The 22,579-nt window shown below is 41.6% G+C and carries 19 protein-coding genes; 10 read left to right on the forward strand and 9 right to left on the reverse strand.

The genetic code is table 11. The features are described from left to right. Positions 1–8: 8 nt before the first annotated feature. From RS130_RS08235 to RS130_RS08270, 8 genes are all read right to left on the reverse strand, one after another. Positions 9–1,385 (reverse strand): sensor histidine kinase, encoded by a 1,377-nt coding sequence (locus RS130_RS08235; RefSeq protein ID WP_316025554.1) that lies wholly within the window; start codon positions 1,383–1,385, stop codon positions 9–11. Further along, positions 1,382–2,071: a response regulator transcription factor gene (locus tag RS130_RS08240; RefSeq protein WP_316025555.1), complete on the reverse strand. Its 690-nt coding sequence runs from the start codon at positions 2,069–2,071 to the stop codon at positions 1,382–1,384. The genes RS130_RS08235 and RS130_RS08240 overlap by 4 nt, the downstream gene beginning before the upstream one ends. A gap of 236 nt (positions 2,072–2,307) precedes the next feature. Continuing rightward, the gene (gene fur, locus RS130_RS08245) at positions 2,308–2,736 is read right to left on the reverse strand and encodes a ferric iron uptake transcriptional regulator (protein WP_316025556.1); all 429 of its coding nucleotides are present in this window, start codon (positions 2,734–2,736) and stop codon (positions 2,308–2,310) included. A gap of 57 nt (positions 2,737–2,793) precedes the next feature. Continuing rightward, the gene (locus tag RS130_RS08250; RefSeq protein WP_316025557.1) at positions 2,794–3,243 is read right to left on the reverse strand and encodes a hypothetical protein; all 450 of its coding nucleotides are present in this window, start codon (positions 3,241–3,243) and stop codon (positions 2,794–2,796) included. 436 nt (positions 3,244–3,679) lie between these two features. Continuing rightward, entirely contained in the window at positions 3,680–4,144 is a 465-nt protein-coding gene (locus tag RS130_RS08255; RefSeq protein WP_316025558.1) for a DUF2753 family protein, read from the reverse strand. Positions 4,145–4,243: 99 nt separating this feature from the next. Continuing rightward, the gene (locus RS130_RS08260; RefSeq protein ID WP_316025559.1) at positions 4,244–4,624 is read right to left on the reverse strand and encodes a hypothetical protein; all 381 of its coding nucleotides are present in this window, start codon (positions 4,622–4,624) and stop codon (positions 4,244–4,246) included. A gap of 293 nt (positions 4,625–4,917) precedes the next feature. After that, on the reverse strand, positions 4,918–6,366 hold the full coding sequence (locus tag RS130_RS08265) for a P-loop NTPase fold protein (RefSeq protein WP_316025560.1): 1,449 nt from the start codon (positions 6,364–6,366) through the stop codon (positions 4,918–4,920). Next, entirely contained in the window at positions 6,351–7,847 is a 1,497-nt protein-coding gene (locus tag RS130_RS08270) for a P-loop NTPase fold protein (RefSeq protein WP_316025561.1), read from the reverse strand. Before RS130_RS08270 ends, RS130_RS08265 begins: the two co-directional genes overlap by 16 nt. A 308-nt stretch (positions 7,848–8,155) precedes the next feature. On the opposite strand from RS130_RS08270, the gene RS130_RS08275 reads away from it, so the two are divergent. Together RS130_RS08275 and RS130_RS08280 are read left to right on the forward strand one after the other, a co-directional pair. Beyond that, positions 8,156–9,697 carry an amidase gene (locus tag RS130_RS08275; protein ID WP_316025562.1) on the forward strand — a complete coding sequence of 514 codons (1,542 nt, stop codon included), beginning with the start codon at positions 8,156–8,158 and terminating at the stop codon, positions 9,695–9,697. Between the two features lie 457 nt (positions 9,698–10,154). Beyond that, positions 10,155–12,305, forward strand: a complete 2,151-nt coding sequence (locus RS130_RS08280; protein ID WP_316025563.1) for a S8 family peptidase — start codon at positions 10,155–10,157, stop codon at positions 12,303–12,305. A gap of 145 nt (positions 12,306–12,450) precedes the next feature. Here the strand turns inward: RS130_RS08280 and RS130_RS08285 are convergent, their stop codons facing one another. After that, on the reverse strand, positions 12,451–13,095 hold the full coding sequence (locus tag RS130_RS08285) for a hypothetical protein (protein ID WP_316025564.1): 645 nt from the start codon (positions 13,093–13,095) through the stop codon (positions 12,451–12,453). Between the two features lie 380 nt (positions 13,096–13,475). On the opposite strand from RS130_RS08285, the gene RS130_RS08290 reads away from it, so the two are divergent. From RS130_RS08290 to RS130_RS08325, 8 genes are all read left to right on the forward strand, one after another. Continuing rightward, complete coding sequence (locus RS130_RS08290) at positions 13,476–15,842, forward strand: MHYT domain-containing protein (RefSeq protein WP_316025565.1); 2,367 nt, start codon at positions 13,476–13,478, stop codon at positions 15,840–15,842. Then, a complete protein-coding gene (locus RS130_RS08295; protein ID WP_316025566.1) occupies positions 15,827–16,813 on the forward strand; it encodes a response regulator in 987 nt (328 codons plus the stop codon). Before RS130_RS08290 ends, RS130_RS08295 begins: the two co-directional genes overlap by 16 nt. Beyond that, positions 16,813–17,814 (forward strand): response regulator, encoded by a 1,002-nt coding sequence (locus RS130_RS08300; RefSeq protein WP_428982747.1) that lies wholly within the window; start codon positions 16,813–16,815, stop codon positions 17,812–17,814. Before RS130_RS08295 ends, RS130_RS08300 begins: the two co-directional genes overlap by 1 nt. A 101-nt stretch (positions 17,815–17,915) precedes the next feature. Beyond that, positions 17,916–18,659 carry a gluzincin family metallopeptidase gene (locus RS130_RS08305; protein ID WP_316025567.1) on the forward strand — a complete coding sequence of 248 codons (744 nt, stop codon included), beginning with the start codon at positions 17,916–17,918 and terminating at the stop codon, positions 18,657–18,659. A 20-nt stretch (positions 18,660–18,679) separates the two neighbouring features. Next, positions 18,680–19,894: a M3 family metallopeptidase gene (locus tag RS130_RS08310; protein ID WP_316028005.1), complete on the forward strand. Its 1,215-nt coding sequence runs from the start codon at positions 18,680–18,682 to the stop codon at positions 19,892–19,894. A 550-nt stretch (positions 19,895–20,444) separates the two neighbouring features. Next, the gene (locus tag RS130_RS08315) at positions 20,445–21,038 is read left to right on the forward strand and encodes a TonB-dependent receptor plug domain-containing protein (RefSeq protein WP_316025568.1); all 594 of its coding nucleotides are present in this window, start codon (positions 20,445–20,447) and stop codon (positions 21,036–21,038) included. Positions 21,039–21,046: 8 nt separating this feature from the next. Beyond that, on the forward strand, positions 21,047–22,246 hold the full coding sequence (locus RS130_RS08320; RefSeq protein WP_316025569.1) for a TonB-dependent siderophore receptor: 1,200 nt from the start codon (positions 21,047–21,049) through the stop codon (positions 22,244–22,246). Further along, complete coding sequence (locus tag RS130_RS08325) at positions 22,243–22,530, forward strand: TonB-dependent receptor domain-containing protein (RefSeq protein WP_316025570.1); 288 nt, start codon at positions 22,243–22,245, stop codon at positions 22,528–22,530. Before RS130_RS08320 ends, RS130_RS08325 begins: the two co-directional genes overlap by 4 nt. The last annotated feature ends 49 nt before the right edge of the window (positions 22,531–22,579 follow it).

The raw sequence follows: 22,579 nt of genomic DNA on the forward strand, positions 1-22,579 counted from the left end.
AAAACCAATTAAAATGGAAGTTCAATTATAATTTGCAAGCCTGCACACTTATCTAGATCACTGTGGTAGTTTACCGCTCTTATCGTGCCTCCCACAGCCTCGACTTGTCTTTGAGCTAAGGCCAAGCCCAGACCGAAACCATTGGTATTGGAGCTATTAGCCAATGGTTGTTCTGAGGCTCTGGTTTTATCTACGCGGAAAAAGGGCTTGAATATATCAGCTAACATTTCTTCAGGCACACCTGACCCCTGATCCTTAATGAGCAAATGGTAGTGTTGCGCTTGTCTGCTGAGTATAACTGCTACTTGTTGTTTTTCTGGGGTGTAGCGTAGTGCATTGCGTATAATGTTTTCTATGGCTTGGCCTAGTGCGAGCTGGCTACTTTGCTTTACTAAACCTTGTTCTGGCAACTGGGTGATGAGTTCTCGGTCTGGGTATTCAAAGCGAGCGTCTTCACAAATGACTTGGATTAGTTCGACTAAATCAAAATTGTCGGTATTTAACTGAGGTGACTCGGTATTTAGCCAAACAAGGGTTAATGAATCTTCAACTAAGCTGCGCATAGTCGAAGCTTCGTAACGCAATCGCTCTAGTGCTTGTTTTGGATTAATTTGTTGGTCGACAAAATCAACCGCCATGTCAATTCTGGTGAGCGGAGTTCGTAATTCATGGGATAAATCAGCCAGTAACTGCCGTTGATTATAAATGAGTTGGCTTATTCGTTCCGCCATATGATCAAATGTAGTGGCAAGGCGAGTGAACTCGTCATTTCTCTCTGGTAATGAAGGGGTGATTCTTGCTTCAAGCTTTCCTGCGCTAAATGCTTTAGTGACATTTTCTAATCTACGTAGCGGGGTCATGACGTGTTGGTAAAGAACGAAACTGAATATGCTCAACAAGATTAACGGCAGAGCGATTTGCAACAGTACTTTTGCGTAAATCAGAAATGCCCCCGGACGCATCCGTTGAGGAAGTCGAATTAACAAATGGCTTGATGCATCAGAAAATGGAATTTCCATGGTTGGATTTTCTTCAAAGTACAAGTGGATTTTCCACTCAACACTTCGCCCCAGTTGAAACCTATCAATATATTTACTCGGTAAAACTGTACCGGCAAAAGCCGTGATATTTGACTTCACTACCGCGACCCAGGTGTTTTCTTTTCGCTGCAGCTCTTGTAACCAGATAGCTAAAGCGGCTTCGCCTTCTTGCTGCAAAATCAGTTCTGCTTGTTTTCCATATTCGAGTAGTTGCTGCTGATGCTCTTGTGCGATAAAACTCATGCTGGTTTCGGTGTGATCAGTTAGCCAGCTTAGTGCTAAAAACAACAATACCGTGCCTACGCCAATAAACGCACACAGGCGCCAAAATAGTTTGTTTTTCATGTAAAACGGTAACCTTTGCCGTGTAAGGTCACTAACCGCTCAGGCGACATGCCTGCTGCAACTAGTTTTTTTCTTACTCGACTAAGGTGCATGTCTAGGCTTCTATCGTAAAGACTAAAGGGTCTTACTAATACGGTCTGATAAAGAAAGGCTTTACTCATTATTTCGTGGCGATTCTCAAGCATAACCCATAGTAATTTAAATTGTAGCGGGGTAAATTCTAACTCTTTGTCGTCAAACAGCACTTGTTGGGTTCTGCGGTTAAGCGTTAGTGGGTCCACTATCAGTTGGCTGCTTTGCTGTGTTCGTTCGGTTTGTATACGACTGCGGCGCAACAATGCCTCAATTCGCAACATCATTTCGGTAAAATTAAAGGGTTTAGGTAAATAATCATCAGCCCCTTTCCGATATCCTTCAATGCGCTCTTGCTCGGCTCCTGATGCGGTAATCATCATCACGGGTGTGTTTTTTACTTGCCTTAGTTGATTTAAGATCGAAAAACCATTTAATGAAGGCAGTAATAAGTCTAGTAAAATAAGATCGAAACTTTCCTGTAAAGCGGTGAGTAGCCCTTTTTGCCCATCAAGACATTGTTTGGTATTAAAGCCCTTTTCTTCAAGTAGTCTAGCAACCTGATCACTGAGGGTTAGATCATCTTCAATAATTAAAATGCGGGGGCGCGACATAGCAACGAGAGTAATAGTTGGTCATATCTAATAGTATTGATAATCATTCTTGTTTTCAAGTGCAGGGGTGCTGAATTGTGCAAGGTCAGAACATCGGTTCAAGATGCAAGCTTGTAATTGCTGCCCGTCAGCTAACAGAATGCGTTACTTATTAAAAGGTAACGACATTCATAATTGGTTTGGTATGGAGCCACCTTGGAGGCGCTAATTCTCCATGACTATGGGTTGAGGTAGCGTTACTTTACTTTTTCATCTTCGCAGTTTTCTTTGCATTCGCCATAGAGATACAAACTATGATTGGTCAATTTCATATTACTACTTTGGGCAATATCTTTTTGACGCTGTTCGATGATGCTGTCTTCAAATTCAACCACTTTTCCGCAATTTAAACAAACTAAGTGATCGTGATGCTTTTTATTACTCAATTCGAATAAGGATTTTCCGCCTTCAAAATGATGACGCTCAACAACACCAGCTTCGTCAAACTGGTTGAGCACTCGATAAACAGTGGCTAAGCCAATGTCTTCTCCGGTTTCAATTAACACTTTATATATATCTTCAGCACTGACATGTTGATTTGCTGGATCTTGTAAAATTTCTAAAATCAACATACGTGGGTGAGTGACTTTTAAACCTGCTTTTTTTAATTCTTTATTTTGATTCATTGTTATGACCTATTGGTTTGACTCGTTTCTGCTGGTTAATAGTTAAATACTAACGTGTTAATGCACTTGAATGGGAAAATCATTTGCTACAGTGTTTAATTCGAAACCTTCGATATAAAACTTTATTTTCTCTATGCATTGCATTATAAAATCTTGCCTTGAATGATTATCTCGTTCCTTTGCTGCGGCGTCTTGTAATTTTTGTTCGGCATGACACAGAATTAATTTACTAATATTGAGTGTGTTCAATTGCCTGAAGCTCTCGGATAATAATACAGCCAACGAAGTTAACCGCCTCACCAAAAAAGATTGCTGGGATTGCTGGAGTGTCATTAATATTTCAGTGGCTTCAAATGCACACCCCAAAAATGCCGAAGCCTTCTGCCAGTTTTTTTGTTGTAGATAAACCTCGCCTTCTTTCTGACTATCTTCAATATACAGCAACGCCTTTTGAGGGTTGAAGTAAACCCAATCTCTATGGGTAGGACACAAAAAAGTAGGTGACATATTATTCCTTCAATTCATTTTTGCTATGAACAGAAAGATAAATCAATATTAAATTAGTTGCAAATGATAATTGTTATCATTACAGTATTGGTGTGCTTTGAATCAATCAGAGGTCTTGATGAGATACTGAAAAGTATACAAGGCTTTAGCGAGGTGATGAATCATGTATAAGGTCAAAATGTGTTGTTTTTTTATATTATTATTCTGCAGTAGTTTTTATTCCCAAGCCAGTGGCGACGAGGGTGGGGGGCGCTCAACAGCACTTACTTTTATTACATTACTTTTGATCTGGTGTTGATTGTTTCACTTTGGTTGGCTTTTAAAGTTGGGCCTTGGGTTATGAGAATAATCGAAAAGCACAGTGTGCCAACCAAGCAACGCCCCAAAAAATTCAGCTAGCTGTATTTGTAACTAGCATCTCTACAGGGTTATTACTTTAGCTTAGATTATTTTTATAGGCCATTTCTAACGAGCTAGGTGCGTAGAGGGGCATAGTCTTGACTCTCTCTGAGCTATTTTTTAAATGACTAATCAACGCAAAGTACGTTCGGCTCACTCCCCACAGGAGTGCGTCCATGCGAGGTGAGTTAGGCTCGGCTTCATGTAATGACAGTAAGAGCTTTTGGTGAATTGTGCGCAGTTCTAGCTCAGCTAAATCAATATTGCCTTCCTTCAAAAATAGATCGGCTAAGTTATGGTGGCTAATTAACATAGTTGAAATAGCAGATTGAATGTCTTCCCAACTCTTAAAAAGTTGTTCAGATATAGTGATTGCTTTTTGATAATAGGCAATGGCTACTATGGTTTGTTGACCATAAAAACTGCTATTGCCTGCCTTAATGAACATTTTCCATTTGGCTATTTTATCGGTTTGTGTCTGTTGCTCTACAATGTTGTTCATCACTTAACTGCCTATATAAAATGACTCAATGACAATGATTGAAGTCTGCTCTAACGGAAGCGCCATGGGAATTCATAAGACGCATACGCAAATATACTGCTAGCTGGCAAAAGAGGAATGCTTGTGACATAGCTCTTGCGCATGAAATTGCCTCGCTGAATTGGACAATTGATATTGAATACTTCTCAACTCTGCCCACTCTTGCTCCGTTTTTGACAGACGCTTAAGTTGGAGAATGGGCTTGTAAATATTATCGACGCATAGCTCTCGCCACTGTATGTCCACTCTTTGATCGTAGATTACGTCTAAAAGTGTTTGGCTGACACGAACAAAAATAAACCACTTTTGCTGCGGAATAAGTTGTGACGAAACCATACTTTCAGCGATATCGAAATAGTAGGAAAGTACAGAAGGCGAGTCAGGGTAAACTCCATTTCGTACCAGTGTTTCAATATTATTCAGGTCGGTTTTGATACTCATCTTATTATGTAAATGATAATGATTCGTATTATTATATTGTGGCTCTATTTGATTTTTGTCAAGCCTAGTGGAGGTAAATAAATTTATTTTTGTTATTGATAATCATTATCGTTTGCGTTAACCTGTTTGGGTCAAGTTAATTGGTCTTTTCTTGGCACCGCTCTGGGGCGGGTACCTATAAGCGTAGATACCCGCCTAACTTTACAAAAGCACACTCGGGTAATCGTTCATTCCACTTTATTGCCCTGAGAATAATCACTCTACATCACCAGTCGTTGTTTTGAACACAAAAGCTAATTCACTTGTATGCCTTTCACCCAGTGCAAAAATTGTTGTTTGCGCTGTTCTGTTATGTTTGCAGATTTTGTAAGCAAATCGTCGACTTCTCTAGCGAGTGTTTCGTCCTCAAAACTGGGAATGAAACGTTGCAAATTGTCTATCCCCGTAAAGTCGTTCTGGTCGGCAAACTCTAGAAGTGCGGCCAAAGTGACTAAATTCTCTTCTTTGATATGGGTATTAGAAGCAATATTACGCATGGCAAGATAGCGGGCTCGATTGACGTAACGCTTAATACTTCGTGGGGTGTGGCTTGATGTGCCGAGCGCTTTTGCCCAAACAGCAATAGCTGCAATAAATGGCGCAGAATCTTGCTCCACAATATGTTTATGCTGTTTGTAGCGTTCAAGCCTAATAATTAATGCAATTAAGCCTACAAACAAGAAAGGCAAAATGACGTTTATAAATTGGTATTCTGGTTGCGGTTTTTCGAAGGTCCACGTAGGTGTGTTAGATGATGAAGCGCCCTGCACTGTGGGCTCGGCTTCAACAGTCTCAAGCGTTGGTCCGCCTTGTACTTTGGGGGCGGCAACACTAGATGGTTGTGTCTGATTAGTCGTGTTTATGGATATCACGCCGGCAAAATAGCTACCTAAAATAATGCTGCTTAATAACGCCGCAAAAAACAAAACAGGTGCTAACCATTTCCATTTTTTGGTAGTTAAACTTGTTGGGTGCTCGTCGCTGACTATTAAAGAACTGACTTGCGACGATTTTGCAGTTGGCACAGGGATCTCGATGTTGATGATTTTTTCTAAGTATCGACGGGCTTTTCGCTGCAACTCTTCGTTGGACAAGTCTTGATGTGTGTTGCGATAGTAATTAATGATGGCTTTTTCGATTGGCTCTCGTTCTATGCCGAGTATGATATAACAATCGCCACTACAGACTAAATAATTGAGGGTTTCCATCACATCCATAATGCGCGATTCTTTGCATCGATCCAAATCGTCGATAAAAATGGTTAAGGTGGTATCACCCAGTGCGCGACAAAGCATGTGGAACTCTTTGGCAAATTTTTGTCGTAAGCCAACGTTAGAACGTAAGTCCAAACTATTGCCCGGCGACCCTAGCAACATTTTGAGTGGATTGTTGGAGCCCACCATGCTTGATAAGTTATTCATACTGGCCAGAATTAAAGGCACACCGCCCATCAAAGTGGTCAGCAGCACTGTGATATTTTGCCATCTATCTTCATCCGTAGATTCTTGGATAACGTGAAAATTAAGGTCTTGCAATGTTAGCCAATAGCTCATTGAGCCAAAGAAAAATAACGAGGCGATAACGTAGACCAAAGGTGATTCAGAGCAACGCATTTTGAATAAATTCCAACGGTACAATAGTCCGGCAGATGTCCAAATTTCGGGAATGGCATGAGCTTGCACTGCACTCAACAGCCCAGCCAAAAACTGCGCTTCATTTTGATGATGCCATAGGCATTTATCCAGACAGGTCTGATTCTATAGGTTTCTAAGTTTTGTTTTAGAAAATACATTAAGGATGATTTTCCACTGCCCCATACGCCTGAAATGGCAATGGTGAGTGGTGCTTTGGTACCAATGTTGCGCAAAAAGCTAGATAATGCTTGGGATATTTCCACAAAGCCTAGTTTGTCCTGACTTTTATCATTGGCGGGGGCATCGGAAATAAAGTTGTCGATTATTTTTTGTTCGTTAACCACATCAAGATCATCATCTTTGTCATTGCTACCCAAAGCGCGCAGCGACAAAAAGCTAAAGCCTATCAAAATGATGATCGACAAGGCTGACGGATAAATTTGCGGCGAAGGTAAAACGGTTTTCTCTAATTGTGAAGGTCGAGCTGCACTAATTTTAATAACATCTGGGTCAGCGGCATTAAAAGCCGTTGCTAACGCGGCTACCGTATGTCGATTGTTCTGCCTGTCGATTCTGTTGAATAACTGGCCGTTTACAATTTCCCAGTTAGTAATATCAGCTGAATCTTGGCTAGTGGCAACGGTGATGTTTGGCATGTCTTCGCTGGCATTTTGCCAATTAACGGCGCGGATTTGGTAGTCGATCTCGACGAGTACGCCGCTGGTGTTGCCGGCTCCCATCTTCCAGCCATTTAAATAGTGACGTTCAACTCCATAGCTCACTACTTCAATTTGAACATTAGTGATGGTATTTTCAATATACTTTTTGACAGTTGTGACCGGGTTAATTGGATCTGTAGGTGGCAAACTATAAGCTACTTGTTGCTGTTGTTGCTGTTGTTGCTGTTGTTGCTGCTGTTGGTATTGTTGTTTCGAATATTGAGCTTCAGACTTAACAGGCTCAAGGACACGATTGGCACTGCCACTGGAATAGCTACTTAGTAAGATTTTTATTAGGTCGGCATTGTCTGGCAGTGAATTTAACAGTTGCTCAATGTCTCTTTTCGTCGCGTCATCAAGATCGCCGTTACCATTACTGAACCTAATGTTTTGGGCGCTACTAAAGGTTTCTCCTTGCTCTTGGCTTAAATGACTAATGACCCCTAGAGGAGTAATGCTGTTACCTCCTCCATCAGTAAACTTTAAGGCTAGTTGTTCACCAATTACGGCGTATTGACTGATAGATGAAGTGGTATCAACCAGAGATACTCGATAGATGCCATTACGTTCAATGGGCTGAACCCAGCTTTTAAAACTGAGTAAATTAAATTTACTGTCAAAAGGCGTAGGGTTGGGACTGGCTAAGCTGGTGGCTAGGTAAGTTAAAACAATACCAATCAGTAATAGACTCACCGACCAGAGGAATTTTTTCCGAGGAAAGTTGCTCTTTATTGAGATGGGTCGCTTAGTATCTGGCGCACTCTTAGTTTGAGCTTGTGAACCGTAGGACGAATTTTCAGTGGCTGCTTTCTTACTGGTTGGTTGTTGCATTCCTTTACCCCAATTGTTTGCTCCTTCTGGTCAATTTAGGATAGCTTTGCCAACAAGGTTAGTAAAGTAGGTATAAATGAATAACCAAGGGGATTTTCAGTTGGAAAAACTCTACTTCGTTTTTATTGTTTAATGCAACGGTAAGCTCTTGCAATGAGCGTTCGCTTTTATTAGGTTTAAATTACCTTCCTATATTTTTTTAAGATCATCCAATGAAGTCTTTATTTTGTTACTCGCTAGTTTTAGGCGTTTTCATCTCCGCTTGTTCTTTGCAAACAGACCATCAAGAGCCGTCGAAAACTGCGCTTATGGATACTAATTTTCAGGCCTCTGGATTGATATCAGCTAGTTTGCCAAAAATAGTGGCAGCACTTGAAAGTGGTGAAGTGAGTTCGGAAAAATTGGTGAACTTGTACCTTCAGCGTATTCAACATATTGATAAGAACGGGCCTAACTTACAGTCTGTGTTGTCGCTAAACCCAGATGCGTTATCGCAGGCTAGGGCGCTGGATAAACAGCGTGCAGCGGGGCAAGTGTTGGGGCCCTTACATGGTGTACCAATTTTACTGAAAGATAATATTGAGTCTAAAGACAAATTAGCCACCACCGCAGGTGCTCTCGCTTTGAAAGATAATATTACTGGGCGCGACAGTCCACTTGTAGCTGGTTTACGAGCCCAAGGGGCAATTATTTTAGGTAAAACTAATTTAAGTCAGTGGGCTAATTTTCGCTCTGAAAGCTCGATGAGTGGTTGGAGTACCTTGGGTGGCCAAGTCAAAAATCCTCATATGCTTGACCGTAACCCATGTGGTTCAAGTTCCGGCTCTGGCGCAGCGACAGCGGCTTCACTGGCAGCAGCCTCGGTGGGCACAGAAACCAATGGTTCGATTATTTGCCCATCTAACGCGAATGGCATAGTGGGCTTTAAGCCAACTGTTGGCGTAGTACCGCAACAATACATTATTCCTATTTCAGTCTCGCAAGATACAGCCGGTCCTATGACTAAAACGGTAATGGGCGCGGCTATGATGATGAATGCTATGGCAACAATGACTCCTGATATCGATTATACTACAGGCCTAAACAAACAGGCCCTATCAGGCGTACGTGTTGGGGTGTTGAATTTTGCTAAGGGCAAGTCAAAATCGATACAAGGATTGTTTAGCCAAGCGCTGCTCGATCTCGAAGCGGCAGGCGCCATCCTGGTTAATATTGAAGAGCGTCCAACTACCCCTGAGCAGTATGGCAAAATGAGTTACGACATTTTAAAATACGAATTCAAAGACGGCTTAAATAAGTACTTAGCCTCCACATCACCTAAACAAGTGACTACCCGTAACTTGCAGCAGCTTATCGCTTTTAATGAATATCATCAGGCCCATGAATTAGCGTTATTCGATCAAAGCATTTTTGTTGCCTCACAAAGCTTGGGTGGCCTTGAAAGCGAAGACTACCAAGAGGCAATAACCACAGTGCAAAAAGCAACACGAGAAGATGGTATTGATAAGTTGCTGACTGAATACAATGTGCAAGTGCTGGTGGCCCCGTCTGGTCCAATAGTGCCACGCATCGACCCCATTAATGGTGATGTATGGCCTAGTGATTGGCCGGGCTATGGTAGCCATGCTGCGCGAGCGGGTTATCCTCATGTCACTGTACCTATGGGCGAGATTCATCATTTATCTGTTGGCTTGTCATTGATTGGCGGTAAAAACAGCGATGCAAAGATGCTTGCTTATGCCTATGGCTACGAGCAACACTCTATGCGTAGAATTGAACCTCAGTATTTAAAGTCTGCAGAAGCTATACCCGCTATTAATCAGGCCTTAACGGCCAGTGACCCCAAATAGACCAATTGCTCGCAATCTAGAAATGTAGTTACCGCCTTTTTGTTATCCTTGCCAATCCGGAGTATGTGCTCTGGCTTGGCTGTTTTTGCGGCTTAAGGAACTCAGGTTACTTAAGAGGGTTTATGTTATGGGGGGCTTTGATCGCGATATCGATATCGAAACGGATGGGGTATGCATGGGTAATACTTGTGACATTCCTTAACCCTCGCATTTGGCTGTAATTTCAAGGTGGTGAAATTATTGGTTGCAACCAAAGTATAACTCCTGTCATTTTTTACACTCAATAATTTCATCTTACTCCTGCCATATATTTCACTTCGTTTTTTAATTGTTATAAATCAATGGTTTGCGGCTTGGCATGTGACTTGCTACAAGAGAGGTAGTTCTATATTAATTAGACTGTCAATAGCAGTCGAATCCAATTTCAGCTTCAACTTAATTTAAAGGTAAGTTAGATATGAGACAAAAATTTAACAAACACAGCGTTTGGCTGTTGGTAGCGTTGATGGGCTTTAGTGCATTCGCTACTGCCGGTTCAAGAAATAAAGAAGGGAACGCGCACAATATAGTGAGAGGGATCACCTCTACAGTCGAAAAAAGTAGTTTAGGCGCATCAAAGCTAGTTAAAAATGTGACTAGTACACTAGCGCTTAATAATGAAGTGATTTTGCAAGGGCCTGCAATTGATATTCTAAAGAAAGCCGTAGACAGTGTAGGTGGTGTAGTGACTCATGAGTTGCCACTAGTAGAAGGTATTGGAGTACGGGTAAGCGACGCACAACTATTAATACTCAAGAAATTACCTCTATTAATAAAAGTGTCTAAAAACGAAGTGGTATATACCTCTGGCTCGTTGAATAATTGCTTGGTTTATGGAAGCCATGTAGCGGAGTTATCTGGTAATAGTATTCGCTGGAATCTATATAACGCTAGGGATATTCAAGCGAATATGCAAAGCATGTCGTTCACATGGCCTGAAGAATTAGGCCATGCTTATTCAGTTAAAGTTAATGGTGCTACGGTTTATTGGCGTTTATACAGTAGAGAATCAGGTGAGTTGTCTTTTGATGTTAAACGTTTAAAACGCTATGCCAGACTTGATGCTTTTGAAGGTGTGACGGTTGAAGTTTCATTCGCGCAAAGAGGTGTTGAAAATTACCAACAGCGGGATTTTTCAATGGACGTGCGGTTTAAAGAAAATTGTGACCGTAGTTTAGTAAAAGGTTATGACACCCAAGCTAACACAGGTGACAGTAATACCTACTATGTAGATAACATCGGTGCTGATGAATTACATAATCAAGGTATCACAGGTAAAGACGTTACCGTTGCCGTTATTGATAGTGGTTTGTGGGCTGCACATGGTGCGTTAAGCCAAGACACTAAAAGCCAGTCTAGAATTAAGGCTGCCTACAATGCCATAGAAGATACTGAAATCAGCGTGGATAGTCTAACTGACGAGAATAGCCATGGTACGCACATTACAGGTATTATCGCCAACAGTTCACCAGCTGTTGTTGATGGCCAGTTACAAAATCATTACCAAGGTGTAGCGCCAGACGCCAATTTAGTCGTAATCAAAGCGTTTTATGAAGACGGTCACAGCACCTATCTAGATGCTTTGCGAGCGTTGCAATATGTTGCTGACAATCATAAAGCTTTAAACATACGCGTCGTCAACTTATCTTTTGGTGCGCCACCTCGTTCTAATTATTGGGACGATCCTATTAACCAAGCGGTAATGGCGTTATGGGAGCAAGACGTAATCGTCGTCACTTCTGCTGGCAATACTGGGCCAAGTGCGATGACTGTGGGTGTGCCGGCAAATGTGCCATACGTCATAAGCGTAGGGGCAATTAGCGATAATTACACCCAAGACAATGCAAATGACGACACCTTATTGTCTTTCTCATCACAAGGTCCAACTCATGAAGCTTTCATTAAACCAGACATGGTTGCGCCAGGTGGGCACATGTTTAGTTTAGCCAGTCCTAACATGTATGTGCCAAGTAAGTTTCCTCAATACATGGTAGGGCAAGACCGTTTTATCATGTCAGGGACATCTCAATCATCAGGTGTGGTGAGTGGCGTAGTAGCATTGATGTTACAAAACGATCCTAGCTTGACCGCTAACGATGTGAAATGTCGTTTAATGAGCAGTACTACCATGGCACAAGCCAATGGTAAATTGGCATACAGCCCGTTCCAGCAAGGATCAGGCAGTGTAAATGCAATCAAAGCAGTAGAATCAAACGAACTAGGCTGTGCCAATAATGGCATGGATATTACGGCTGATATCAGCGGTGATCAGCATTATATGGGCGCGGCTCGCCAAGATGACGATGGTAACTATTACATCAAAGGGTTTGAGTTTGAAGTGTGGGACGAAGCCTTCATGTGGGACGAAGCTTTCATGTGGGATGAAGCTTTCATGTGGGATGAAGCCTTCATGTGGGATGAAGCCTTCATGTGGGACGAAGCCTTCATGTGGGACGAAGCTTTCATGTGGGATGAAGCCTTCATGTGGGATGAAGCTTTCATGTGGGATGAAGCCTTCATGTGGGACGAAGCGCACACCAACCAAGAAAACTTTATGCTACAAGAGTAACAAAAAATGACTCCCGTTATGTTGTGAACCAATCTTCACGATTGCGGGAGCTCACCATTATTATAGTGGCAAATTAATGCTTAGTTGCTGAGCTGGATAGTGACTGCCCTGAGCATTTTTTGCCACGCTTTGTCAATTTATTAGCCTACGGCTCTTCAATTAAAGATACTAATCCGTGTTCATCGACCACCGCTAAGTAAGATAGTCCAAAATCTGCGCTACATAGGTTTATATTATTGTTTTCGACGCTTAACTCAGAGCAGTTATGCACGCTGAAATAGTCTGATACTTCGCCTTTATCAGTGATAAATGAACTAGCATTACTTCCATCGATGAAAACGGCATAACGGTCATTGGCGAAGATACGTACTCGAATAACATCCGCCATATTTGATTTCCTTTTTTGAAATACAGATATGTCGTAATCTCGATTATCCAGCCATGCTACAACCCAATAACTTCGTTTGTCTCTTAAGTTGGTTGAAATATAAACCTGCTCGCTGCGGGTGTTGGTATCTTCAACGCCAATGTAACTCTTTTCGTAGCTAAACCAATCATGTTCGATGTCGTAACTGGCCTCACCAGATAATAGACTAATAGTTCTATAGTCACTGTCATATATGTCACGATCGTTCGATGACTTCTTAATATAAAAGGTGGCTTGTTCGTCTAAGGCATTGATGTAGCTCATTTCGGCATCATTGTTGCTGAGCGCTTCCTCTGTGCATGCGCTTAACATTGCCAAAAAGCTCATACTAAACAGAAGGTTAATCTTTCTCTTTACATTCATTATATCTTCCCTAGTGTATTGTGTTACGTTGAAACAGATAACGCTATGTGTGTGTTTATCAACCCATAGTGCGCACTTTCTTAATTCTTGTCTGTTTACAAATTGTATTTAACTGTAATTTTTTGTACAAAATGTTGCAGCAAATGATTCATCAATCATGGCTTATTGTTTAGTTACCTATTTTCGAACTAGACAATTCGTCGCTTTCGTCACATTATTTTTAGTATATTCTCACGTCTATCGAATTTTGTTTACAGGATAGGTCGGCAAACTATTTTTACAAAAACGATTAAAACTGAAAATTAGCTTATACCAGCCGATATACTTGTTTATACTCACCAACGGTTTTATTTTTTCTCCATATGGGTTTTTAGTGGTTTATGCAAAATCTATTTTCTGCTTTTTTTCATACTTCTGATAATAGTTTATTAGCGGTGTCTGACTATCACCCTTGGCTGGTAGTGTTGTCGGTAAGTATTGCTATTTTTGCCGCCTTTATGGGATTTCAAGTCGCATTTCAAGCGATTAGAAGCATATCTGTTGCACGTAAACATATTTCTTTATTGGTAGGTAGTATCGCTCTAGGCGGTGGTATTTGGTCAATGCATTTTATTGGTATGTTGGCTTTGGAGTTATGTACCGCCGTTACTTATCGATTTAGTTTGACCGCGCTCTCAGTGCTACCAGGTATCGCTGCATCATGGATTGCCTTGTATGTGATTATTCAGGCAAAGCCTAAAATATCTCAGTTTATTTGGGGAGGGGTGTTGGTGGGGGCTGGCATTGGCACTATGCATTATGTCGGTATGGCGGCGATGCAAATGGCGCCGCTACTGCGTTATGACCTATTGATGTTTTGCGTGTCAATTTTAGTCGCTGTTATTTTAGCGATATTGTCTTTGTGGATTAGTTTTGGTTTAGAACAATTCGCAGGTTTGAGCTTAAGTAAACGAATAAAAATTGTCATTTCTAGCTGTGTGATGGGGGCCGCTATTTCGGGCATGCACTACACAGGGATGGCAGCCGCCCGCTTTGTGCTTCCTGCCGGTATGGAGAGCAGTCCGCAAACCAATGATATATCCTATTATTTGGCAGCCGGTATTACTGTTATTACTATGTTCATTATAGGCTTGACCATCGCTTTGAATTTGGTTTTTCGCTATAAGGATGTGTCGGCTGTCGCCTCTCAAAATGAAAAACGTTTAACCGCTATCATGGATACGGCGGTGGACGGTATTATTACCATAGATGCCAAAGGAATAATAATTAGCATCAATCAAGCCGTTACTCATTTGTTGGGCTGGGAAGCCTCTGAGTTAGTCGGAAAAAACGTTAAAATTCTGGTGCCAATGCCCTTCCAGCATAATCACGATCAATACATAGAAAATTACTTACGTACCCGTGAAGCTAAAATTATAGGTTCGGGGCGGGAAGTCGAAGCCAATACCAAGTGTGGCGGCAAAATACCTATGCGGCTGGGAATAGGCCATGTTGAGTTTAATCAAAAGCACATGTTTGTGGCTTTCATCTCAGACCTTCGAGAGCGGGTTAAAATGGAAGCGGCGCTACGAGAAAATGAAGCACAAATTCGCTCGCTATTGACGAATATCCCGGGTATCGCTTATCGATGCCTAGATGCGCCGGGTTGGCCTAATTTATTCATGACCGATGAGGTTGAAAAGATCATCGGCTATCCTGCCGCAGATTTTTTATTGCCAGAGCCTAAGCGTAGTCTAGGGGATTTTTTGCATCCGGATGATGTGGATTATATCGCTGGAAAAGATCTTCGAGATCCGAATGGTTTCCAATTAGAGTTTAGATTTGTTGATAGATTCGGTGACACAAAATGGATGTTAGGTCACGGCAGAGCTTCTAAAGTGAATGGTACCGATGACTATTATCTTGATGGTTTTATTATGGATATTAGTGACCGCAAAAAAATGGAATCAGAATTGCGCACAGCCAAAGAGAAAGCTGAGCAAGCTGCAGAATCCCGCTCAGCGTTTTTGGCGAATATGAGCCACGAAATTCGCACCCCAATGAATGCGGTTATCGGTTTCAGTGATATTTTATTGGATGACGTTTTACCTAGTGGACAACGCAAACATATTGCCACAATCAATCAATCGGCCAAGTCATTGCTGCATATACTGAATGACATTTTGGATAGCGCCAAATTAGACAAAGGCAAGTTTCAACTCGAATACCGAAACTTTTCCTTAGTTGAAGAAGTGGATGCAGTTATCTCTACACTATGGTTACAGGCAAAAGGTAAAGGTTTACAACTTGACTTGAGTATTGATGACGACGTTCTAGGCTATTACAACGGAGCGCCTGAGCGTATTCGACAAGTGCTAACTAACTTGTTAGGTAATGCGATTAAGTTTACCGAACGGGGTAAAGTTGCGCTTAAAATTAGTCAATCAACGGGTAACAAAGTCGCGTTCACTATTACAGATACCGGTATAGGAATGACGCCCCAGCAATTAGCCAGTATTTTTGATGCATTCGCGCAAGCAGACGAGTCAATGAGTCGACGGTTTGGGGGGACGGGTTTAGGCACTACAATTAGTAAACAGTTAGTTGAGTTAATGGGGGAGAAATATTTGCCACCAGTGTGCATGAGCAAGGATCCGAATTTAGATTTGATATTCCCCTCGAATTGGTTAAATATTCCTCCGAGGACGCCCCAAAAAATAACTATGCGGCTTTACCTAAACTGCATATTTTGGTGGTTGACGATATAGAACAAAATATAGAATTGTTAAGTTTATTGCTGAAACGAAATGGCCATACTGTTAGCGAGGCAAGGGACGGGGAGCAAGCGTTATTACAGATGCAGAATAACCCTATTGACTTAGTGCTGATGGATATTCAAATGCCAGTAATGGACGGATTAACCGCGGCTAAAAAGCGCCGTTTACTTGAGCAGCAAAACGATTGGCAAAATATCCCTATCATTGCCCTTACGGCAAGTGTCCTGCCTGAAGATAGAAAATCAGCAGAAAATGCAGGTATGGAAGGATTTGCAAATAAGCCGGTTGATTTTACTTTGTTAACCAACGAAATGGCGCGAGTTCTAAATGTAAAAATTGCGGCTGGTAAACCGTTGCAGCCAAGTAACCAAGGCTTAGTTAAAATTGATACTGAGAAAGGTGCGGCATTATGGGGTTCTAAGCGCGCTCTTTATATTGAAGTGCAAAGGTTCATCGAAAATAATCAGCTTGAAATATTTGCCCTACGTGAGAAATTAACCGCACTCGATTGGGCTACGTTATCTGCTGGCGCTCATAAGTTTAAAGGGTTAACCGGTAATTTAGCGTTAAATAGCTTGATGGACTTATTTGGCAAGTTAGAGCAAGCCTGTGAATTGGCTGAAGTTGATAAGTGTAATGAGCTTATTTCTGATATAGAGACAGCCTTCCTTGCGGTCAGTACTGGTGTTGCAGCAATGCAAGGCTCGAAACCCAGAACAGAGCCGGTTGAAACGGCTCATGCAGCTTCCAGTGCAGATGATTTGTTGCAAGCATTACGGCACTTGGGAGTAGCAATAAATAATAATGAATTCGATGAAGAGCTATTAGATAAACTACATGACATGCGAGCATATAAACCGACTGAAATTCAGTTAATTATTGATGCATGCAATGATTTTGAATTCTCTAGAGCAGCGACGCTGGTTGATAATTTAATACAATCACTCGGCTTAGAGACTTAATGAAAAGAAACAACACTATGTTAAATACTAAACAAAGCGTGCTGATCGTTGACGATGAACCGACTAATTTACGGGTTTTGAATCAAGTTTTAAATCAAACCTACAGATTGATCTTTGCCAAAAGCGGTCAAGAGGCGTTACGTTTAGTAGAAAAAGATCGTCCAGATCTGATCTTGTTAGATGTGATGATGCCAGAAATGAGCGGTCACCAAGTATGTGAAACGCTGAAAAGCAGTAGTTTATATAAAGCCATCCCGATTATATTTGTCACTGCATTAAATGATACAGAAGATGAAGCCAAAGGCTTAAACCTTGGGGCAGTTGATTATATTTCTAAACCCATTTCACCTGCCGTGGTGAAAGCTAGAGTGAAGACCCATTTGTCCTTAGTCGATGCAGAAGAATTAAGACGTACTCGATTACAAGTTATTCAAAGACTGGGTAGGGCGTCAGAGTATAAAGATAACGAAACGGGTATGCACGTGATGCGGATGAGTCACTACTCAAGAGTGATCGCTGTGGCCCATGGTTTTTCAGACGCCGAAGCGGAGAACTTATTTAATGCCGCTCCTATGCATGATATTGGTAAAATTGGTATTCCAGATAGTATTATGCTGAAACCTGGGAAACTCACAGATGATGAGTTTGCGCAGATGAAAAAGCACCCAGAGATTGGCGCTGAAATATTAGGAGAGGCAGACTCTGATCTAATCGCATTAGCTAAAGTGGTGTCTATGACGCACCATGAAAAATGGGACGGTACCGGATACCCTAAACAATTGAAAGGAGAGGATATTCCCATTGAAGGAAGGATTGTCGCTATCGCCGATGTGTTTGATGCATTAACCAGCGTTAGGCCATATAAAGATGCGTGGTCAATAGAAAAGACCATGGACTTTATGCATAGCCAAAAAGGGCAACATTTTGATCCTGTTTTGATTGATTTATTCACTCAAGAGTTAGATCAAATATTACAAATTAAAGATCGTTGGAAAGACTAATTTTGCTTGCCCATTAGTCTTTTTACCTGCGCTACTAGCTGTTACTAAGCTAAGGCGTTCGCAAGAATAACATCACTTACCCTACAACTCGAGACATCTACATGAAAGTATTCCGTTTAAGCTATAACCTTGTTTTTGCGTCAGTGTTGGGGCTATCTATTGGTTTGCCAGCGCAGGCGGCCAATTCTTTTGACCGTTCACCGGAAGTGATTAGTCAAAGTTGTGATACATACATGGCGAAGTTTGAAGGCCAAATTGAGCAGTTGGTTTCTGACGGTAGTAACGCTACTTATGAAACTGTGTTTGTGACTTTTGACGATTTTATGACTGAATTCGTTGATGCATTATTACATGATTATTTAATGCAAAATGTGCACACAGATGAAGCGGTGCGCCAAGCTAGTACTGATTGTGCGTTAAAAGGTTTTGCTGCGCTCAATGCTTTGAATGCGAATCGCCCATTATATGAACGTATGTCGGCGGTCTCTACCCAAGGTTTATCTGCAGACAAAGCCTTTACCGTGAACTATTGGAAACAAAATTTTGAAAGCTCAGGTATAGGCAAGTCGCAAAGTGTTAGAGAACAAATTCAGCTAGTGAACGATAAAATAAGCCAAGTGGGGAATACCTTTAGGCAAAATATTACAAAAGCGGTGAACTCGATTAAGGTTAAGCCTGAACGTCTTGCTGGATTGCCTCAAGATTACCTCGATTCCCACCCTGTTAATGAGCAAGGGCTAGTCACTATCACGACAGCTTATTCAGATACTACACCTATTGCTAAATATGCTCACGATGCTTCGTTGCGTAAAGAAGTGAGTATCATGACGCGAAACCGGGGGTAGCAGAAAACCAGCCTGTACTGATTGAATTACTCGAAGAGCGTTACAAATTGGCTAAACTATTGGGCCATAAAAACTTTGCCGAAACCAATATGATCGGCACTATGGTCAGTGCACCTGCCAATGTTGTTAAGTTTACCGATACCCTAAGTGCCGCCATAAAAGCCCCTGTGGTCAAAGAAAAAGCAATATTGTTGGCGCAAAAACAAAAGCTGACACCTGATGCAAAACAAGTGCATCGCTGGGACGCAAGCTACCTGAGTAATATTATTCGAGAACAAGATTACAGCCTAGATGCTAAAGAAGTACGCCAATACTTTGATTATGACAAAGTCAGAGATGGCATTGTTGCGCTGTCTGAAAGCATGTTTGATATCACCATTAAGCCTTCAAAAGTTGCCACTTGGCACTCCAGTGTTGAAGCCTATGAGGTTTATGAGCACAACAAATTAATTGGTAGTTTTTTCCTAGACTCTCACCCAAGAGATGGCAAATTTACCCATGCTGCGCAATTTGGTATGCAGATGGGTAAAAAAGGCCAAACTTTACCAAAAGCCGCGTTAGTCATGAACTTTCCTAAAGGTCTAATGGAGCATAGTCAAGTAGAGACCTTCTTACATGAATACGGCCATTTACTGCATTTCATTTTTGCGGGGCAAAACGATATAGGCTATAGCCGTTTTCAAGGTGAATCCGACTTTAATGAAGCGCCATCTATGATGTTAGAAGAATGGGTGTGGGATTACGATACCTTAAAAGACTTTGCCACTAACGCTAAAGGCGAGGTAATACCTAAAGCATTGGTTGAAAAAATGAATAAGGCTCGCTACTTTGGTCAAGCTTTAGGGGTAGCTACTCAACTTACTTATACCGCCTTGTCATTTGATTTGTATAATCGCGATCCAGCGGGTATCGATTTAGATGCCTTCGAAAAAGATATTTTCGAACGCTACTCACCATATGGCTATGTAGAGGGTACGCATATGCACGCTTCTTTTGGCCACTTAGACGGTTATGGTGCTAAATATTACACTTACCAATGGTCTAACTCTATTGCTGAAGAACTGCTATCGCGCTTTAAACAAGAAGGCTTGCTGAATAAAAAAACGGCAAAAGACTATCGTCAGCTTGTATTGGCTAAAACCGGTACAAAACCAGCGGCCGAGCTGGTGAAAGACTTTTTAGGCCGAGACTTTAGTGTCGACGCCTATGCTAAAAAATTAAGTAATGGTGGTTAACCTAGTATGAAATACTGACAGAGGCTTGGCCTTTGTCAGTAGCACAATTGGTCTCATTCAATTCATTAGTATATCTAACCTGAATCCTGGACAAGCCAGAACCTCTGGATAACGCTCTTTTTGTAGCGGCGTTGGATTGGCTAGCAAAAACACGTTATTACGTACGACAATCCGCCTTGCTATACACGAAAAATCTCGTCACCGAGTAAGCCATTAAGTAAAGTGATGCGGGTGAATGAATTTAAGTGATTGAATTTTAATGTTAAATTTAATTCAATTCAAACGATACTTCTAATCCGGGATTCAGGTTATCTACCTTGTAATAAATCATGTTGTTTAGTCATTATCTACGTTGACTAATCTTTGCTTATTCCCATGCTGTTCGCTCTCTCGTCTCACAGTCTGTTTCTGAGCATTTTCCCGCGTTTGAATCTAGCGGTTACCTTTTATTTTTAGAAATTCAAATGATAATCGTTTGTATTAGTCTTTTTGTGTTGTTATTCTCCACCGAAAATTTAAGCACAGTACAAAACTAGGTGGAGATTCTCTGGTGCATTTATTCAATAAAATTACATTGGGGCTATTAGCAACGGTAACTGTAGGCGTTGCTGTTGCTGAAGAAGCGAGTAGTAAAACTGAAAGTGAAGAAACTTCGGTCGAGCGTATTCGTGTTTATGGCGAACAAGGGATAAGTAACTCTGCCACTAAACTGGGTTTGTCTATGGCCGACACGCCACAAACCGTGACAGTTGTCGCTAGACCTCAAATAGAGGACTTTTCCCTTACTAGCATTAATGATGTTTTAGCGTTTACCCCTGGCGTGACGGTTGAAGACATAGAAACAGACAGAACCTATTACACCGCCAGAGGATTTGATATTGTTAATTTTCAATTTGACTCTGTAGGAGTGCCTTTTTCGTCCGGTCTAGCAGATGGTCATCAAGACTCGGCAATATTTGAACAAGTTGAAGTGGTTAAAGGGGCGGCAGGGTTGATTACTGGATTGGCTAATCCTTCGGCCACAGTGAATTATATTCGTAAACGTCCTACCCAAGACACCAGTGCTAGCGTGGCTTTATCTTTAGGTGACAATGCACGTGGTCGTGTAGAGGGGATGTATCTGGTGCCTTTACTGATTCTGTAAGAGGCCGCTTGGTTGTCGTTAAAGATAAAGGGGACAGTTATCTTGACCGCTATTCTGATGATAACAATGTATTCTACGGCATAGTCGAAGCAGACTTGAGTGACTCAACTTTGTTAACTGTTGGTCATAGTTACAACGCTAATCACGTTAAGGGCAGTATGTCGGGAGCTTTGCCTTTGCATTACACCGATGGTTCAATGACTGATTATCCGGTATCCACTAGTACGGCCACCGATTGGGCTTTTAGAGATACCGATAGAAACAGCTCTTTTATTGAACTCAAACAGGGCCTTTCTAAAAATTGGAGCTTACATGCCCAATACAGCCGCAATAAAATAGCGATGGATTCAGACCTGTTTTATACCTACGGCACCCCAGACAAAGACACTGAAGTTGGCCTGTTAGGGTATGCCTATGGCTACAACATGGATGAGAAACAAGACATTGCAGACATTTTCTTAACGGGTTCAATTGACGCCTTTGGACGTAAGCATGAACTGATTGTGGGTTACAATTATGCGCAAATAGAGCTATTTGGCTTATCACTCTATAACTACACCGATGGTTATCCTGTTTTGGATGGCGACTGGGCTGATGGTTCTACCGCGGCAATGGCATTTCCTGATTACGACGCATTTACAACCGGTCACAAAGACGAACAAGAGCACAACTCTGTTTACTTTGCGACGCGGGTAAACTTACTGGATAACTTCTCTATCTTGCTTGGTGCAAGGCATATGAAGATCACTCAGGAAGGTTATAATTATGGCGTGGTGAACGAAAGTGAAACTGAAGAAACCGTACCCTATGCCGGTGTGGTTTATGACTTTTCAGACAATCTTTCTGCCTATGGTAGCTATAGTGAGGTGTTCACTCCGCAAAACTTTATCGGTAGAGATTATAAGTCTATTGGTGTTGCGCAAGGCAGTAACACTGAGTTAGGTATTAAGTATGCGTTCGATGACAAGTTATCTAGTGCCTCTTTTGCTATGTTTCGCTCGAAACTAGATAACTTGGCTGAATTTGGTGAAGTGATTGACGGGGTCAATATCTATGATGGCGTTACTTACGACACTGAAGGTCTTGAATTGGAGTTAATAGGGGCGGTAACTAATAGCCTCAATATTAGTGCTGGCGCAACCTATCTTTTCATATTGAAGACGACAGTGGTGCGGCTATTCGTACTTATATTCCTCGTAAAACGGTGAAAATAGCTACCTCATACTACTTCGATAGTGTGCCTGATCTATCTGTAGGGGCGAGTTATCGTTGGCAGAATGATATTTATAACGCTGCTGGAGAAGTACGGGTTGATCAAAAAGCTTACTCAACTGTAGACGCCTTTGCTCGTTACCAGTTAAACAGTAATATTGATTTGGCCCTGAATGTCTCTAACTTGTTAGATAAAAAATATCTCACTAGTTTGTATTGGACTCAGAGTTATTATGCGGCTCCTCGTCAAGTTCAAGCTACCATTGCTTGGCGTTATTGATGGGGATAGGTTTGCTGGTGTGATATGAACTGGCGTTATGGACTAAGGC

It is taken from the genome of Paraglaciecola aquimarina, from assembly GCF_032464635.1.
Lineage (GTDB): Bacteria > Pseudomonadota > Gammaproteobacteria > Enterobacterales > Alteromonadaceae > Paraglaciecola > Paraglaciecola aquimarina.

Coding starts and splice junctions, on each gene's coding strand:
- RS130_RS08235 (WP_316025554.1), bottom strand. CDS start 1,385: ATGAAAAACAAACTATTTTGGCGCCTGTGTGCGTTTATTGGCGTAGGC.
- RS130_RS08240 (WP_316025555.1), bottom strand. CDS start 2,071: ATGTCGCGCCCCCGCATTTTAATTATTGAAGATGATCTAACCCTCAGT.
- fur (WP_316025556.1), bottom strand. CDS start 2,736: ATGAATCAAAATAAAGAATTAAAAAAAGCAGGTTTAAAAGTCACTCAC.
- RS130_RS08250 (WP_316025557.1), bottom strand. CDS start 3,243: ATGTCACCTACTTTTTTGTGTCCTACCCATAGAGATTGGGTTTACTTC.
- RS130_RS08255 (WP_316025558.1), bottom strand. CDS start 4,144: ATGAACAACATTGTAGAGCAACAGACACAAACCGATAAAATAGCCAAA.
- RS130_RS08260 (WP_316025559.1), bottom strand. CDS start 4,624: ATGAGTATCAAAACCGACCTGAATAATATTGAAACACTGGTACGAAAT.
- RS130_RS08270 (WP_316025561.1), bottom strand. CDS start 7,847: ATGCAACAACCAACCAGTAAGAAAGCAGCCACTGAAAATTCGTCCTAC.
- RS130_RS08275 (WP_316025562.1), top strand. CDS start 8,156: ATGGATACTAATTTTCAGGCCTCTGGATTGATATCAGCTAGTTTGCCA.
- RS130_RS08280 (WP_316025563.1), top strand. CDS start 10,155: ATGAGACAAAAATTTAACAAACACAGCGTTTGGCTGTTGGTAGCGTTG.
- RS130_RS08285 (WP_316025564.1), bottom strand. CDS start 13,095: ATGAATGTAAAGAGAAAGATTAACCTTCTGTTTAGTATGAGCTTTTTG.
- RS130_RS08290 (WP_316025565.1), top strand. CDS start 13,476: ATGCAAAATCTATTTTCTGCTTTTTTTCATACTTCTGATAATAGTTTA.
- RS130_RS08300 (WP_428982747.1), top strand. CDS start 16,813: ATGAAAAGAAACAACACTATGTTAAATACTAAACAAAGCGTGCTGATC.
- RS130_RS08305 (WP_316025567.1), top strand. CDS start 17,916: ATGAAAGTATTCCGTTTAAGCTATAACCTTGTTTTTGCGTCAGTGTTG.